Source organism: Kangiella koreensis DSM 16069 (genome assembly GCF_000024085.1).
In the GTDB taxonomy this organism is placed as follows: domain Bacteria; phylum Pseudomonadota; class Gammaproteobacteria; order Enterobacterales; family Kangiellaceae; genus Kangiella; species Kangiella koreensis.
The window spans coordinates 1417697-1433632 of the sequence record NC_013166.1; the positions used below are offsets into that span (position 1 = coordinate 1417697).

The 15936-nt window shown below is 41.9% G+C and carries 20 protein-coding genes and 2 pseudogenes; 6 read left to right on the plus strand and 16 right to left on the minus strand.

Annotated elements, in window-relative coordinates; translation table 11 throughout:
• Positions 1-712: 712 nt before the first annotated feature.
• Entirely contained in the window at positions 713-1030 is a 318-nt protein-coding gene (locus tag KKOR_RS06600; protein WP_012801249.1) for a hypothetical protein, read from the plus strand.
• A gap of 123 nt (positions 1031-1153) precedes the next feature.
• On the opposite strand, the pseudogene KKOR_RS13775 reads toward KKOR_RS06600, so the two are convergent.
• From KKOR_RS13775 to KKOR_RS06620, 5 genes and pseudogenes are all read right to left on the minus strand, one after another.
• Positions 1154-1276, minus strand: a pseudogene (locus KKOR_RS13775) (heavy metal-responsive transcriptional regulator); the annotation flags it as partial.
• Between the two features lie 119 nt (positions 1277-1395).
• Positions 1396-1671: a thioredoxin family protein gene (locus tag KKOR_RS06605; RefSeq protein WP_012801250.1), complete on the minus strand. Its 276-nt coding sequence runs from the start codon at positions 1669-1671 to the stop codon at positions 1396-1398.
• Positions 1672-1828: 157 nt separating this feature from the next.
• Complete coding sequence (locus KKOR_RS06610; protein ID WP_012801251.1) at positions 1829-2227, minus strand: hypothetical protein; 399 nt, start codon at positions 2225-2227, stop codon at positions 1829-1831.
• A 58-nt stretch (positions 2228-2285) separates the two neighbouring features.
• Positions 2286-2585 (minus strand): heavy-metal-associated domain-containing protein, encoded by a 300-nt coding sequence (locus KKOR_RS06615; protein WP_012801252.1) that lies wholly within the window; start codon positions 2583-2585, stop codon positions 2286-2288.
• A 47-nt stretch (positions 2586-2632) separates the two neighbouring features.
• On the minus strand, positions 2633-3427 hold the full coding sequence (locus KKOR_RS06620; RefSeq protein ID WP_012801253.1) for a transporter: 795 nt from the start codon (positions 3425-3427) through the stop codon (positions 2633-2635).
• A 724-nt stretch (positions 3428-4151) separates the two neighbouring features.
• Here KKOR_RS06620 and KKOR_RS06630 point away from each other — a divergent pair.
• Both KKOR_RS06630 and KKOR_RS13780 read left to right on the plus strand, forming a co-directional pair.
• The gene (locus KKOR_RS06630) at positions 4152-4841 is read left to right on the plus strand and encodes a replication initiation protein (protein ID WP_012801255.1); all 690 of its coding nucleotides are present in this window, start codon (positions 4152-4154) and stop codon (positions 4839-4841) included.
• Positions 4842-5033: 192 nt separating this feature from the next.
• Positions 5034-5186, plus strand: a pseudogene (locus KKOR_RS13780) (glutaredoxin); the annotation flags it as partial.
• A gap of 312 nt (positions 5187-5498) precedes the next feature.
• Here the strand turns inward: KKOR_RS13780 and KKOR_RS06635 are convergent.
• Together KKOR_RS06635 and KKOR_RS06640 are read right to left on the minus strand one after the other, a co-directional pair.
• Complete coding sequence (locus tag KKOR_RS06635; protein ID WP_012801256.1) at positions 5499-6002, minus strand: hypothetical protein; 504 nt, start codon at positions 6000-6002, stop codon at positions 5499-5501.
• Between the two features lie 174 nt (positions 6003-6176).
• The gene (locus tag KKOR_RS06640) at positions 6177-6557 is read right to left on the minus strand and encodes a hypothetical protein (protein WP_012801257.1); all 381 of its coding nucleotides are present in this window, start codon (positions 6555-6557) and stop codon (positions 6177-6179) included.
• 172 nt (positions 6558-6729) lie between these two features.
• On the opposite strand from KKOR_RS06640, the gene moaC reads away from it, so the two are divergent.
• Genes moaC through KKOR_RS06655 form a run of 3 tightly spaced genes read left to right on the plus strand, consistent with a single transcriptional unit; the run spans position 6730 to position 7966 of the window.
• Positions 6730-7218: a cyclic pyranopterin monophosphate synthase MoaC gene (moaC, locus tag KKOR_RS06645; RefSeq protein WP_012801258.1), complete on the plus strand. Its 489-nt coding sequence runs from the start codon at positions 6730-6732 to the stop codon at positions 7216-7218.
• Between the two features lie 5 nt (positions 7219-7223).
• Positions 7224-7469 (plus strand): molybdopterin synthase sulfur carrier subunit, encoded by a 246-nt coding sequence (gene moaD, locus KKOR_RS06650; protein ID WP_012801259.1) that lies wholly within the window; start codon positions 7224-7226, stop codon positions 7467-7469.
• 2 nt (positions 7470-7471) lie between these two features.
• Positions 7472-7966 (plus strand): molybdenum cofactor biosynthesis protein MoaE, encoded by a 495-nt coding sequence (locus KKOR_RS06655; protein WP_012801260.1) that lies wholly within the window; start codon positions 7472-7474, stop codon positions 7964-7966.
• Here KKOR_RS06655 and mobA read toward each other — a convergent pair.
• From mobA to narH, 9 genes are all read right to left on the minus strand, one after another.
• Entirely contained in the window at positions 7932-8531 is a 600-nt protein-coding gene (mobA, locus tag KKOR_RS06660) for a molybdenum cofactor guanylyltransferase MobA (protein ID WP_012801261.1), read from the minus strand. The two genes, KKOR_RS06655 and mobA, sit on opposite strands and share 35 nt — an antisense overlap.
• A gap of 16 nt (positions 8532-8547) precedes the next feature.
• Positions 8548-9630 (minus strand): molybdenum ABC transporter ATP-binding protein, encoded by a 1083-nt coding sequence (modC, locus tag KKOR_RS06665; RefSeq protein ID WP_012801262.1) that lies wholly within the window; start codon positions 9628-9630, stop codon positions 8548-8550.
• The gene (gene modB / locus KKOR_RS06670; protein WP_012801263.1) at positions 9627-10307 is read right to left on the minus strand and encodes a molybdate ABC transporter permease subunit; all 681 of its coding nucleotides are present in this window, start codon (positions 10305-10307) and stop codon (positions 9627-9629) included. The genes modC and modB overlap by 4 nt, the downstream gene beginning before the upstream one ends.
• Positions 10308-10319: 12 nt before the next feature.
• Entirely contained in the window at positions 10320-11039 is a 720-nt protein-coding gene (gene modA, locus KKOR_RS06675) for a molybdate ABC transporter substrate-binding protein (RefSeq protein WP_012801264.1), read from the minus strand.
• A complete protein-coding gene (gene moaA / locus KKOR_RS06680) occupies positions 11040-12038 on the minus strand; it encodes a GTP 3',8-cyclase MoaA (protein WP_012801265.1) in 999 nt (332 codons plus the stop codon).
• An 18-nt stretch (positions 12039-12056) separates the two neighbouring features.
• On the minus strand, positions 12057-12875 hold the full coding sequence (locus KKOR_RS06685; protein WP_012801266.1) for a peptidylprolyl isomerase: 819 nt from the start codon (positions 12873-12875) through the stop codon (positions 12057-12059).
• A 74-nt stretch (positions 12876-12949) separates the two neighbouring features.
• Entirely contained in the window at positions 12950-13627 is a 678-nt protein-coding gene (gene narI, locus KKOR_RS06690) for a respiratory nitrate reductase subunit gamma (protein WP_012801267.1), read from the minus strand.
• A 16-nt stretch (positions 13628-13643) separates the two neighbouring features.
• Positions 13644-14375, minus strand: coding sequence for a nitrate reductase molybdenum cofactor assembly chaperone (gene narJ, locus KKOR_RS06695; RefSeq protein WP_012801268.1), 732 nt, complete (start codon positions 14373-14375; stop codon positions 13644-13646).
• Entirely contained in the window at positions 14372-15928 is a 1557-nt protein-coding gene (gene narH, locus KKOR_RS06700) for a nitrate reductase subunit beta (RefSeq protein ID WP_012801269.1), read from the minus strand. Before narH ends, narJ begins: the two co-directional genes overlap by 4 nt.
• Positions 15929-15936 lie beyond the last annotated feature (8 nt).

A 15936-nucleotide genomic window follows, 5' to 3' on the forward strand; every position in this document is an offset into this window, starting at 1 on the left:
CTAATGACTGCCAATACCTAAAGTTGTGTCTGGCGCTATACTAGCACGCCACCAAGCTTTCCGTGTACTAATGCTTATGCAAATAAGGCCAAAGATGTCAGAGCGTTGATTGTTACATCAATAAAAAGAGGACCTTTGCCACTAGGAGATTACAGATTTGTAATTTTTTGGTCATCTGCATGACAGCTAAAATTGGTTACTGTAATTGTATCATATGATTGTTTAATGACTATCTTTAGTTAGTCCCTAGTCATCAAGATAGGCGTAACTAATTGCTCACGCATTAACCCCAAACAATAATCAGCGAGGTCTCTACTTATTCATGCTGATTGCCAAGGAGAAAAAATGTACTTAATTATATGCACAACAACAACAAATTTAATTAAAAAAAAAGTCTTGGCAAGCTCTGATATTATTGACGGCGTCATATATATCATCACCAAGTTTGATGGCAGGAGTTGCTCCTGGTTCACATGAGGTAATACAGTCTGGCCCTTATTCGCAAGCTGGCCAAATTGTCGTTGATTCCACAAGGCACTCCGCTGTGGGGGTACCAAAGCTTCACTCAAATCATTATCAGATGATGTGTATATTTATGAGGGAAAAAGTGTCGAGACGTTGGAACTAATTAAGCAAGATGGTAATTGGAAAGTTGTGCATGTTCACTGGTCCCAGAGGTGAATTTTAGAAACTTGAATAAAAGGTAAGGCTTATGAAGAAAAGTGTAAAAGTAGTAGCAATTTTTCCAGAGTTGTTATGGGTAAAGTTGGAAAAATTATTAGTTCAATTTCCTATCAAGGGACTAACCCTGATATCAGTTAGTGGGTTTGGTAGTTATCGAAATTATTTTCGTGAGGATATGCTCTCTAGAGGTTTGAAGCTAGAGATATATACAACCACAGAATACGCCAAAATCTTAGTCCCAAAGTTGGAGTCATTTATCAATACTCATACTGATGCTTCAGAGCATGGTTTGGTTGCAGTGGAGCCTGTCAATCATATTAATCTGGAGCTTAATGATGAGGTTTAATGAGGAAGAGACTTTTTAATAATATATTGTGAATGAAGTATTTGAAATATAATAACGGCTATTCTGAAATAGCTCATTGAGCTTTCCAGACAAACAATAAACTAGCGGATGAAACTACATGCGTTATGCGTGTTTGATAAATTTGAGCCGAGATAAGTCTTTGTCGCAGTACGTCCGTAAACTAGGGGAGCTCGGTGAGATCGCTGGAAGTAAGTGAAATTTTTTATAGTAGCGAAAGGTATCGGCACTGACGTTAAACTGCTAAGTGACTTCACCTATCTGATACATTCAAGAACTCCTCATATAAGAAAGAGTCTTTAGGTAGATATTAGCGGTTCTAAGGTTTATTTTTAGCATGAGTTCGTTCATATCTCATCCAAACGTTGTTGTACATGATTTCGAAGTTGCTCCATGGATGGCATTGCAGTAAAAACCAGTTTACCATCAATGGCGATAGCCGGTGTGATCAAGATTCCCAATGACACCGTATAATCCAATTCATCAAGCACATCGATTTCTCGATAATGAATGGCATCATATTCACCAAGCCCATCTACGATAGCCTGAACGCGCTGTTTAGCTGCGCTACAGCGATTAAAACTGGATGCTGAAAACAGTTCTATCGTGATTGATATGACCATAACCAGTGTTACCTCCTTTATTCGACTCGCTCTTTGTCAAAATAGACGTTTGATGTCCACTTAACAATCCCTTCGTACAGTGATGTAAGCCAGTGAAACCGTAAAGCTGGTATAAATTTTTCCTCTTTGTAATCATCAGCACCTTTTAAAATGAGTTTTATCTTTCTAACCAAATTTGTAGTGGTAACGCCAAAAATGCGGCCAAAAAGCCAGCACACCATAAAATGATGGATAGCCAAAAAATTCGACGGTTCCACCGCTGACTTTTATTGCACAATACGCCAAGTTCCGGATCAGTCGAGCAATTGCGTCTAGGCCGATAAATCATCCAAGCAGAAAACGCCAGCAGTGCTCCGGATATAACAAAGACCCAAATTTTGTGTTCACTTAATGTCACCAAAAAAGGCATACTGCTGACTAAAGAAGCCACAGTAGCCCCCATGCCCAGAGTTACGAGAGCAATGGGTAGCGCACAGCAGACAAGAGTGCCCATGGTGCTAAATAATGCAAACCAAGTCAGCCTCGTTTCTTTGTTTTCGGTTGTATTCTTAGTCATCGAGTCATCCTATACTTCACTTTTGTTAAGCTGTGAATCTTTCTTGCCGTAGAAACGATTATTGATTATTGATTAATTCAACCTTTTCTATTTTACGGAAGGTAAATCCTGCATCGTTAAACAGCGTTTTTAACTGTGAGTCTTTTAATACCAGTGTTTCATTCCCAACCACTATCACTAGGCCTTTTTTTAAGTCAATATCTACGTGGGTTACACCGTCAATTTTCATCAGTTTTTTCTCAATACCATACGCGCAATAGGGGCACGCTAATCCATCTACTCTTATTTGATAGTGTTTGGAGGCAGAAAAAGCGGACGCACTCCATACCAGCGCAGAAAATACCACCAGAAAACTCATTAATGCCTTTAATAGATTACTAATAAGTCACTACACCTCTTGTTAATTTATAGATGCCACTCAAATTCCTGACGCGCCCGATAATCTGCGCGGGGCTGATCACCGTTAAGATTTGATAGCACAGGGAGCTGAATCCCTGCTTTAACGGCAAAATTTCTGTACGTCAACATGATCCCAGGAGAAACGAACCACTGATTGCCACCAGTATTGTTAAGATCAAGACCGTTGAAGGCGTTGCGCTTTATAAACTCACCATTCAGTTCAAGCAACCATACAGTATCAGCTTCTCGATAATCGTTTAGTTGAGAGCGATATCCGCCAGCAAGATCGACAAACAACCGATCACCTCGTTGTAGTTGGTCATTGTTTTGATTAAATCGATACCATGTCAGACTTTCATAGCCGTAGGTAAAGCCCAACACTGGGTCCACTGTATCGGTTGTTAATGCATCATTAGATGAATCCAGTTTTACTTTTACTAAAACCGCTGCCGATTCCTGAACACCAGGAGTATCTTCACGCCAAAAGCGATACTTTGTTGATAAAAGAATATCACCAACACCGCTCTGGGAACCAAATTCATCTTTAATGATCTGATAGGGCTGTTCAATTCCGATCACCCAATCACCAGTTATTCCATACTTTAGTGCAATGGCTTGCTCGCTATCGGATTCATCTCCTTGCTCGGAACGGACAAATTCAGTGTGGATTTCAAATCCATCCTTAAACAGAACATGAGGGCCAGGGCTAAAGATCGGATCATGTGCGAATAAGCTAACAGGCAAGAAAAGCCAACAACCCATCGCCGTGATGGTTTGTTTTAATGATTGCTTGTAAAGCATTTTTTTCCCTGTCTAAGTCATAAATAAGTTAAACGATAACGTATGGAGTTAACTCCATGTCAATCCTTATTTTAACTTATCCTTATGAGAAATGATCGTTAAATGACTTAAAATGAGGTTGCAGATAGTGCGCTTTAAGGATGTTTCAAAAGTAAAGGTGCGCTATAACCACCGTTATTAGAGGGCTACAGACATAGCCCCAGAACCCCAAACAACTTAGTATTGTACTAACATTGGAGGCACAGAATTCTAAGCGCTGATGAGGGCGGGGCGGCTATTTGCACTTAGCGGGGTCAATATAAAGTCCGTAAAATGGTATTTTTACGGATTTTCTGTCTGAGGGGGCCGTTTAAGCTATTTCATACAGGGTGCATTCACACCCATTTTCTACAGCGTATACATCCTTAATCTTACGAAGTAAATTCTGATTAAAGTAATACTCGGCTGACTTCAAGACTTCCTGGTTCTTGATTTCATGAAATACATATCTACCCATACCATCATAACCGTACCAACCCCAGCAATTATCATAGTTGTTATATGCAAGTGTTAATTTTGGAGATTGGCCTTCAATTATCTCGATAAATAAGTCATGATTCATGATACGAAGCTACTTGATTGATGTACCATATGTCCGTATTACACATCCTTTATTCGAGTAAGACAAGGCTTCTTTAAACCTGTGCCTTTGTTATCGCAGTATATAAGAAGGATTTTAATTATTATGGAAAAATACGTGATCCATATTGATGATGTGATAAGTGAATTCAGTCCAGTTCTTAGACTTTGGCTAAACAATGGATTAAGTAAATACAGTTACAGACTAGCTGCGTTTGTAATTCTACAAATTGCAGAAAATTCTATTGATAATTTTCCCATAACTATAGCACCAATGGAATTTAATACTGAATATTACAAAAACGACCTAGTTAACATTTCCAGCAGAGTTAACGTTGGTATCGACGAAATAAAAGCATTCTATTGTAGCAGTGAAAGTTGTTATATAGATTTTGACATAAAAAAAGTGGGGCGGACAAAAACTATTCTTGTTAACTCATATTCCAACCAATACTCTGAAATATCGCTGGATAATAAATCAATACTAAAAAATATTCTGGGACTAAAAAGCCTCTATGCAACAAGATTGTATCTACTCATCAATCATATCTTGGAGTGTAGTGAAAAACAGTTAGGCTTTTACTCGTTTCATATGGATGAAATTCTGAGCTATTTAGCTCAAAGCAACCAATCTAAATATCAGAATAGATTTACTGATATATGCAGAAGGCTTCTGGATCCATCAATCGAGCAAATTAACGAGGTCACCAATATTCAATTAACCCTAGATCAAATGCATGGCGATTTCTGTCGAGAAAAAAAGGGGATGATAGGTCTATTCGCTTATAAAACCTAATCAATATATCGAGCACTATAACTCATTGATTTTTTTGTATACTTTTTTTACAAAGGTTTGTGTCATTTTATAAACGTTTATGTCATAAAATTACAAACCTATATGTTCACGAGGGGATATATATATAGGGCAATCTAATTACAAATACTCAATTTAACATAATATAAGTTATGCGAATATATAGGTATGGTTAGTCTATACATTGATAAGCGGGAATTGAAGTGCGCTTGCGTTGGCGGTTCCAGCAATGTTCCACTTGGATTCATATCATTGACCGAAAACTTAATCATGATCGGCATGGGAATCTGGGTAGGTTTAAGTGCTCTGGGAGTTGCTTTGAGTTAGTAGCTATAACAGAAATGTCAATTATCGACTGCGTAAACAATTGCAGAAACATGGTTGGCATTTGTTCTTTTACAAAGCAAAAGTATCAAATTAATTTAACCTGACCCCATTATTTCAGTAAAGCTAACTCAAAACTCGCAAAGATTCCTGAGCATTCATCTGGGCTACTCGCGCATTCCGAGAAATCATAAAGTGCATAAGCAACGCCACCAAGGCAACGGATGCCACTACGGTCATGGCTACTGGTGCAGCTCCAACGGTAAAAAAATCAGCGTTTGATGCAAAAACTTAAATGAACCCTTTACATGAAATTCAAGAAGCTAAGTAAATCATAGAAATAATTAGCCCAATAAATCCAATCAATATTGTAAAACTTCTCCACTTTGCATAACCTTCAACCCTGTCATGCAGTTTCATATAATCTTTTTGATGCGTTTTTTCACCTTCTCCTAACTCGCTAATAATATAGTTCGCTTCCTCTCTATTAATTGGCAAATCCATCCAAATCATACTTGATGCCCCATCTCTAAATTGTTGAATAATTCCCTCTTTATTATCCTTGCTTTCCAAAAAACAATAGTTCTTCCAATAGAGTTTTGCATTTCCCAATAGCTTAAGAAACCCTAAAATAAGCCCGGCAAGTACAAGGCCTGTCGAAAGCTCAAATATAAACTCTCCAGCTTTACTATAATTTTCGCTTGAATAGCTGTTGCTAATATACCCTAAAATCCCAGCACTTATCGCTACTACCCATCTGTCTGTTTTTTCTACACTGTCTCTGTAAGCACTTGCTAAACTAGCTTTTATTTCTTTCATTTTCTTATCCTTAAATATACTTGTGTAAAGGCCTAGTCCCATACCTATACACTTTACTCGATCCTCTTAAATACAATCAAATCTACATAAAAAAGCCGTCTTTCGACGGCCATCAGTTATGAGCTAGTAAGCGAATAAAGACCAGGGCGAAGCCCTACTCATGCTAAACATCTTTTAGCCAATATCTTTAAACTTTTCAGCTAGTCTTATAATCTTTCCTTTTATTGCAAACGCTTTTCGATTACTAGATTCAAAAAGTTTATCCAGTTCTTCTAATTTCTCATCTTTGTTATCTATTTCAGCTACGCCGTAGCTCATAAGTTCAATATCATGTATTTTTAAATTAATCTTCCTCAGTTCATCTAATTCATCTCTTAATTCATGAAAGTATAACTCAATCATCATTTTAAGCTTTCTTTCGCAATCATCATTGATCTCTATTCCAAATATGTCCTCAAAATACCACATTGCTTTGCAGATTTTCTTTAATATCCGTTTATCAACAAATGCACCCAGATGCTGGCTGCGTAGCCTAGTGCGATGACTGGTGTCCATTTGAGGTGCGTCATGAAGATGTTAGTGGCTTGTTCCTAGCTAAGGCTGGAAAGGCTTCCATATCTACTGTTATTCGCTGCTCTAACGAGTTAGCAAACACTTGATCTAGATTAAGTTCCTGGCTTTTTATTACTGTATTATTGTGAAATCGAACCTCTATGTGAACTAGATTATGCTGACACACCTGGATGATAAAGGGCATGCCCATATGGTTGATGTTACAGACAAAAACAACAGCTCACGCGTTGCTGTGGCTGAGTCTGTGGTGAGTTTTAACGCTGATACCTATCGGTTGTTGCTGGATGATGCTTTGCCGAAGGGCGATGTGTTCGCTACGGCGAGGATTGCGGGGATTCAGGCTGCTAAGAAATGCAGCGATTTGATTCCTTTATGTCATCCTTTGATGCTAACGTCGGTTAAAATTGCTTTTGCTTTCAACGATGAGAATCATCAGGTGACGATTGAGGCGATGTGCAAGGTGTCTGGCCAGACGGGAGTTGAGATGGAGGCGTTAACTGCGGCCTCGGTTGCTGCTTTAACACTGTACGATATGTGTAAAGCGGTAGATAAAGGAATTGTTATTGGCCCTACTCGTCTGCTGGAAAAATCAGGCGGTAAGTCAGGCCATTGGGTCGCGGACCAATCTGAATCGGGTGAGTGATTATTATGATTAATGTTTTATTCTTTGCTAAATATCGCGAGCAGCTAAACATGGATTCCCTGCAGCTTGATGCTGATTTCAGCTCGGTGCAGTCAGTTATTGAAGCCTTGAAAAATAAAGGCGACACCTGGCATCAGGTGTTTACCCAGTCCGGCTTAATGATTGCCGTAAACCAGCAGATGGCTAAACTGAACAGTCCTCTGAAAGATGGTGATGAAGTGGCCTTTTTCCCTCCTGTTACGGGTGGTTAACCATGTTAGTTAAAGTACAGCATGAAGACTTTGATCTGGCGTTGGTGCGCGACTATTTTAAGCAGTACGGAGCGGAAGTTGGCGCTGTGGTTACCTTCACCGGTTTGGTCAGAGATTTTCAGCATCAGCCTGGTGATAAGGAGCGCGTAGAAGCGTTAACCTTGGAGCATTATCCGGGGATGACCGAGTCGGTTTTAACCCAGCTGGCTGAAGACGCCAAGTCGCGATGGAATCTTACCGGAGTGGTTATTATTCACCGGGTTGGCACTTTGCATCCTGGAGATAACATTGTTTTAGTGGCTACCGCGAGCGCGCATCGACAAGATGCATTTAACAGCTGTCAGTACATTATGGATACGCTAAAAACTACGGCGCCTTTCTGGAAAAAAGAAGAAACCGATCATGGTGCTCGATGGGTTGAGGCTAAACAAAGTGATCACGGTGAAATGGATAAGTGGCAGGCTAGCGCGGCTCCAGAAGATCAGAAGGCGAATTAATATTCGCCAGTTTGTCCGCTTGGTTAGAGCAATCAATGGTATTGGGATTCTGCAACATCACCCACTCCTGCGCCCTCCTATTCCCACTCTTTAAATAATCAAATAGCGAGTCTTTTAATTGACTGCTTAGCACGCAATGCAATGGTTGTATCCGTTCACCAATGCTGAGGCAGCTGATCAAAGATGAGCCGTTTTTATAATCATCAATAAGCTTCGTTATTAAAGCTATGTTGAGCTGTGGTGTATCGCATGGCAGAACAAGCCAGGCATCGGCTGGGTACGTTTCCATAGCGGACAGAACACCGAGCAATGGCCCCGCAAATGCTTCTATTTCTTCATAACTTTTATCGCTAACCAGATGTTCACTGTAGTGGCTGTATTGCTCATGGTTTCGATTACAACTGATCACCAGCTGATGGATGTCCGACATAGGCAATTGCTCAATAAGGTGCTCTATCATCGGTTTGCCTTGATACTCAATCAGCGCCTTATCTTCGCCGCCCATGCGCGACGACTTGCCGCCTGCGAGTAGTAATACATTGAGCTGTGCGTGATTATTGGTCATTGGCAAATAGTACCTGTTAGGCCTTAATTGAAACGGCTTTAATTTGTGCAATCACGTTTTGGCCTTGATGAATATTGAGCTCTGCCGCCGACTTTTTGGTGATTAAAGAAAACAAAGTTTGCTGGCCCAGTTTTAACTGTAATAAGTTGCTGGTGCTTGAGTAATCGATAATCTGTTCAATGGTGACTTCAAGCAGATTTAAAATACTGCTTTGGGTTACTTTGGTCAGGCTGATAGAAACGTCTTTGGCATAGATAATAATTTTCATTGGCTCGTTTGTGGCCAGGGCTCGCGGGATATACAAATCCTGATGCTCACAGCTTAAGCGACAGAGACCGTATTCTTGCTCGCGATCTCTGGTTGGTTCTATTTGGCCTAGCAACACAGAGCATAACTGTTCGGCGGGAAGTGCCTGATTGTTGTAATTGGAGCAATAATCCTCAAGTGGGTAGCAACCTGTAACTCTGCCTTTTTTAACCGGCACAACATGGTCGGCCAATTTCAACAGCTCTTCATATGAATGGGTGACATAAACAATCGGTACATTAAACAATCTTGGGATTTGCACTAAATAGCTGATGATTGATTGCCGGGCCTGATCATCCAGTGCTGACAAGGGCTCGTCCATCAACAGCAATTTTGGGTAAGACAGGAGTGCCTGAGCAATTGCACAGCGTTGCTTTTGTCCCCCTGATAAGGTGGCAGGTTTCTTGCTTAAGAATTCCGCCAGCCCTAAAGCTGTGACTACTTCATTAAAAGAGTATGCACGTGGTTCTGACTCGCCTCTTCGCTTGTACCCATATTCCAGATTCTGCTTGACCGTTAAATGGGCAAACAACTCGGGTTGCTGGGCGACATAGGCAATGTGTCTCTGGTAAGGCTGTATGAACACTGAAGTTTGACTACTCAGCAGCGTCATGCCATCAAGCATTAATGTACCCTGCGGCTGCTCGAAGCCAGCAATGGATCGCAGAAGAAGACTTTTTCCGCTGCCGCTTTGCCCCCAGATAACAGTAATACCCTGCAAGGATAGGTTTTGTCTGGCAGTCACCTGAAAGCCTGCCTTTTGCAATTTTAGATCGAGGGCTAGTTCACTCATGACTCGGCCCTTTTGCGATGATTTAATCGGTATGAAATCAGCATTAATAGAACGGAAATAATCACAATAATAATGGCTAGCTTATGAGCATCTGCGTAGTTCAGCATTTCAACCTGTTCATAGATGGCCACCGATGCCACTTTAGTTTCGCCGGGAATGCTGCCACCAATCATTAAGATAACGCCGAATTCGCCCATGGTATGCGCGAAGCCTAAAATTGAAGCGGTAATAAAACTATTACGACATAAAGGAACCACTACTGAGAAAAACGTATCCAGTGGTTTTGCACCCAGGCTATAAGCGGTTTCAATCGGTTTGCGTCCGAGCGCTTCGAAAGCGTTATGGAGTGGCTGAACAACGAAGGGTAATGAGTAAATGATTGAGCCAATCACCAGACCACTAAAACTAAACAACAGACTGCCAATGCCTAATGCTTCGGTTAACTGCCCTATCCAGCCATTTGGAGACAGCAGGATCAATAAATAGAAACCGATAACGGTTGGCGGCAATACTAATGGCAGTGCAACAATGATGGACACGATGTGCTTAATCCAGCCTGTGCTTTGCGATAATTTCCAGGCAATTGGGGTACCAATTAACAACAGGAAAATGGTGGTCACGAAAGCCAGTTTGAGCGATAAAAGAATCGGCTGCCAATCAATGATAAAGAAGTCCATAGACAAATTAACTTAGCAATCTTTTATGTGAGTATAGCCCATTTCGCTAATCAGTGATTGAATTTCATCTGACAAGATATAGCGATACAGGTATTGTGCGCTGTGCTGTTTTTTGCTGGATGTTAAGACTGCCATTTTCTGCTTAATCGGCGCATACAACTCTTTGGGTACTAACCATACGTATCCAGAATCCGGCTTGAGTACGTTTGAATAAGCGACGAAGCTACCATCCACTGCGTTATGCATGGCGTATTGATAAGTTGCCACCACATTTTGGCCGTAGATCAATTTTGCTGAAAAATCTTGCTGGATATGGCTAAGCGTCGATTCGGCTGCTTTACCATAAGGGGCAAGGTTTGGTTTAGCTATGGCTATCCTGGTTAATTGATTCAGCTCCTGGATATTAGTGATTTGATGCTGCTGAGAATAAAATGCGAGTTTGCCGCAGGTATAGAGTTCCGCCTGTTCCGCTCGATTGTCTTTCAATAAAGCATCGACACGCTCTTCATCCGCCGATAAGAACACATCAAAAGGAGCACCATTAATGGCCTGCGCGTACAGTTGCCCGGAAGAACCTGAGTGCAAAATGATTGAGTTACCTGATTTTAATTCATAGCGCTCTGCAATGACCTGCATCGGCTTTAAGAAATTAGCGGGAACAGCAACGCTAATCGTTTCTGCCTGCGCAGCAGCTGTATTTAAGGCCAGGAAAATAGTAGCAAGCCGAATCATTTAGCCACCGGTCATATTCATAAAGCGAAGTATTTGTACATCTCCGTCATTGCTAAAGTGATGTTCCTTCGGCTTCAGTTTAATCGCTTCGATAATCCTCTCTTTTAACACTTCCGGTTGGTTTGGGTAGCGTCGAACAATGGCTCTTAGATCTAATGAGTCTTCATTACCCAGACACAACAACAGTTGACCCTCTGCAGTTAAACGAATGCGATTACAGCTACCGCAGAAATTGTTGCTGTGTGGTGAAATAAAGCCAATATTACTGCGATGACCCGGTATTGAAAAGTAACGTGACGGGCCGCCGGTATTCAAGGTTGAAGGTAGCAGCTGGTAATGATCTTTGATAATGGCTTTAACGTCTTCGCTGGAGCAGAAGGTTTTAGCTCGGTCATGAGAAGAAATATGGCCCAAAGGCATCTCTTCAATGAAGCTGATATCCAGTTCATTCTCCAACACATAATTCAGCAACGCGGGTATTTGCTGATCATTCTGCCCTTTCATAATGACCGCATTGAGTTTGATTTTTTCAAAACCAGCCTCTTTAGCAGCCTGAATGCCATCAAGCACTTTAGACAGCTTTCCGGTACGCGTAACTGAGTGAAACTGCTCTTCATCCAATGTATCGAGGCTGATGTTCAAACTGCGAACGCCGCTTTGATAGAGCGGCTTAGCCAATTTAGTTAACATCGAACCGTTGGTTGTAATGGCCAGGTTTTTTAAGCCATCCAATTGACCCAGATTGGACGTCAGTTTAATGATGTCGTGGCGAACCAATGGCTCGCCACCGGTGAGGCGTATTTTGTTAACGCCAAGTTCCGTGAAGGCCTGGCTGATTTGTGTGAGCTCTTCATAACAGAGTAACCTTTGTTTGGGCAAAAAAGTCATGTCTTCAGCCATGCAATACACACACCTGAAATTACAACGATCAGTTACGGACAATCGTAGATAGGTGATCTGGCGACCAAAGGGGTCAATTAACTTTGTTTGCTCATTCATAAGGCACTTCTTGTGTTATTAACCAAAGAATATATTGTCTTGTTCCAGCTTGAGTTCTAATCCTTCAATCGTCGAATCTTCAACAAGCTGGTACAGATAATCACTGACGGCCTGACGATGACGGCGAACATTCAGATAGTCATGAATCTTTTCGCTAACCATCGAGTACTCAAGCTGATTGCCATCGATTTTTTTATTGATAAACACAATGTGGTAGCCATAGCGGCTTTCAATGGGCTTATCATAAATCCCTTCATCAAGCGGGAATAATTGACGTTCAAACTCAGGAACCGTTTGTCCTTTACTGATTTGACCGAGCGAGCCACCGGTTTTGTTTGAAGGACAGCCCGAATACTCAATCACCATATCCGTAAATAATGAGCTGTCTTTGAGAAGCTTGCTGATTAATTTTTCAGCCACTGTTTTCTTTTCAATGCGTCCCTCGATATCATCCGGAGCGACAGCCAGTAAAATATGGCTAACCTCCATAATGGGCGCGGTCATAAACTTTGCCTGGTTCTGCTCATAATATCGCTGACAGTCTTCATCAGACACTTCCTGGTAGTTGATATTATTCTCAATCAGATCCTGAAATGCCTGTTCTTCATCATCTATTTCCGTCGCGCTCTCTTTTAACTGTTGCTTGAGCAGTTGACGAATCACCAAAGCTTGGCCTGCTTTCTGGATCGCTGACTCAGCATCTTGGGCAGGATGATACTGAAGCTCCTCAGACAAAAGCTTTTCATCAATAAGCTCACCATTAACTGAGATAACCGGCACCTCAAAGGGTGCTTTTTGATCCTGCTTGGTGGGCTTGTAAGTTGCCGCTGTTGACATATAAATCTCCTACCGAATAACGTTTAACTGTATTTCGTTTCTAAGCAGGGGCAGTGATTCCCCTGCTCCATGGCTTATCGCTGTCTAACAACCTGGTATTTACGTCCAAAGTACCAAATTGGCATGCTGATAATGTGTACCAGACGTGTGAACGGGAATACCAGAATCATGGTCATACCAACAAACACATGCAGTTTGTAGATGATATGGACGTTAGCAATATAAGCTGCTGCTTCGAAACCCTGGAAGGTAACGATGGACTGTGCCCAGTTCGCCAATTGCACCATGACTGAACCATCCATGTGTTGGCTTGAAACAGCAATGGTCATCAAGCCTAGTACCAACTGAACCAGCAACAGGAACAGAATAAAAATATCAGACTTGCTGCTGTTGGCTCTAACACGGTCATTGGTTAAGCGACGATGAATCAACATCACCAGACCAATCAGACAGATGATGCCAAAGAAACCACCGGATACCATTGCCAGCAATTGCTTATCAGCCGTGCTGATAAAATAATGATAAATTGCCTCGGGTAGAAGCAAGCCAACAAAGTGACCCAGCAGAATAAAGATCACACCGACGTGGAAAAATATACTGGCCATCCGCATCCCTTTATTGCTGAGCATCTGGCTGGAATGTGCTTTCCAGGTATAAGGCTCGCGATCGAAACGGATCCAGCAGCCTACAATGCATATAGCTATTGCAATGTAAGGATAGATCCCAAAAAGTAGCGTGTTGAAATTTGACATAACTATACTCCTGGACCTAACGTTGTATTGAGTCTGATTTGTTATTAACTGAGGCTTCATGCCAGTTGATTGGCACTTCTTTATTAGCACTCAATTGTGGCGCCGGACGATTCGATGGGCACGACTGTCCATCAATCGGATCATCAAAACGAATCTCTTTGTCCTCCCACTCTTTATCAATCGCTTCTAAAGTGTCCTCGGCTTGTTCCTTGGCCACGGTTTCCTGAATCTCTTTGCGATCCACCTGGGCACCTGAAATGATCAGTAAGCTTCTTAATAGAACTGCAAACTCTGATTCACGCTTATCCAATCGTTCTTCAAGTAAGGCAAAAATGTGCGCAACGTCAGCCAGCCATTCGCGTGCATAGAGTTCATCCTGTTCGGATAAAAACTCCAGGAACAAAGGGATGTAATCAGGCATTTGACGGGAATCCAGCTCGAACCCTTTGGATTTATACATTTCCAAAAGATCGACCATGGCCTGACCGCGATCACGTGACTCACCATGAACATGTTCGAAAATCAAAAGTGAAACGTAACGTCCACGTTCGAACAAACCATCGTAGTTGGCTTGAAGATCGTAGATGTCGGCAACTCTTTGTTGCTCGATTAAGGCAATGATTTTTTCGCGTACTTCAGGTGGCAGATGCTTGGTTGAAGCAGTTGCTTCAACCAGTGCATCAGTGTTATCCAGCAAGCTTTGGGTTGGGTAGTCCAATAAGCGAGAAATAACTTTCAAAATTTTCATTGGTCATTCTCCCAGATTTGTACGGTTTTAATGATGTCACGCTGGGTGATTTTCTTAGCACCAAACATGTTGACGTCGTTATTACCGGAACTACAGCCGTTACCAAAGCTAAAGCCACAACCATTTTGCTCTTCGTAGGCTTCAGGAATGTTTAACTCTCGGTGGCCGGTTGGAATCACGAAGCGATCTTCGTAATTAGCAATGGCCAGGTAGCGATACATTTCTTCGACCTGTTTCTTAGTCAGCGAAACATCTTCCAGCACATCCAGATCCTCGACCCCTTCTACCTGTTGCGAGCGTTTGTATGCGCGCATTGCCAGGAGACGTTTAAGAGCTAGAATCACAGGTTTTTCATCACCAGCAGTTAGCAGATTAGCCAGATATTTCACTGGAATGCGTAAAGATTCAACATCAGGAATCACGCCAGATTTGCCGACATAACCGATATGCCCTGCTTCAGCCGCAGACTGAATCGGACTCAAGGATGGTACATACCAAACCATTGGCAAGGTTCTGTATTCTGGGTGCAATGGCAGCGCCAATTTCCACTCAACCGCCATTTTGTAAACTGGCGATGCCTGAGCAGCTTTGATCACTGAATCAGCGACACCGTCTTTACGAGCCTGCTTGATAACTTCGGGATCATTCGGATCGAGGAAGATTTCGAGCTGCTTTTGATACAGATCGGTTTCAGAAGCGGTTGATGCAGCTTCTTCAATCTTGTCTGCGTCATAAAGCAACACACCCAAATAACGGATTCGGCCCACACAGGTTTCAGAACATACCGTTGGCATACCCGCTTCAATCCGTGGGTAACAGAAAATACATTTTTCTGATTTGCCTGTTTTCCAATTGTAGTAAATCTTTTTGTATGGACAGCCACTGATACACATTCTCCAGCCACGACATTTTTCCTGATCAATCAGAACAATGCCGTCTTCTTCACGCTTATAGATAGCGCCTGAAGGACATGAAGCGACACAGGTTGGATTCAAGCAATGCTCACAAAGACGTGGCAAATACATCATGAATGTATTTTCATACTGGCCGTAGATTTCTTTTTGAACATTGTCGAAGTTTTTATCTTTACTGCGTTTTTCAAACTCAGTACCAAGAATTTCTTCCCAGTTCGGACCCCATTCGATTTTCTCCATGCGCTTGCCGGAAATAAGCGAACGTGGTCTTGCTGTTGGCTGGTGCTCAGACTCTTTGGCGGTATGCAAATGTTGATAATCGAAATCAAACGGTTCGTAGTAATCGTCGATTTCTGGCAAGTCCGGGTTAGCAAATATGTTGGCTAAAATACGGAACTTACCACCGATTTTTGGACGAATGCTGCCGTTGGATTTACGCACCCAGCCGCCATTCCATTTATCCTGGTTTTCCCACTCTTTCGGATAACCAATGCCCGGTTTGGTTTCAACATTATTAAACCAGGCATACTCCATCCCTTCGCGAGAAGTCCAAACATTTTTACAGGTTATCGAACAAGTATGGCAACCAATACACTTATCAAGATTCAGGACCATACCCACTTGTGCACGAATTTTCATTATTGGCT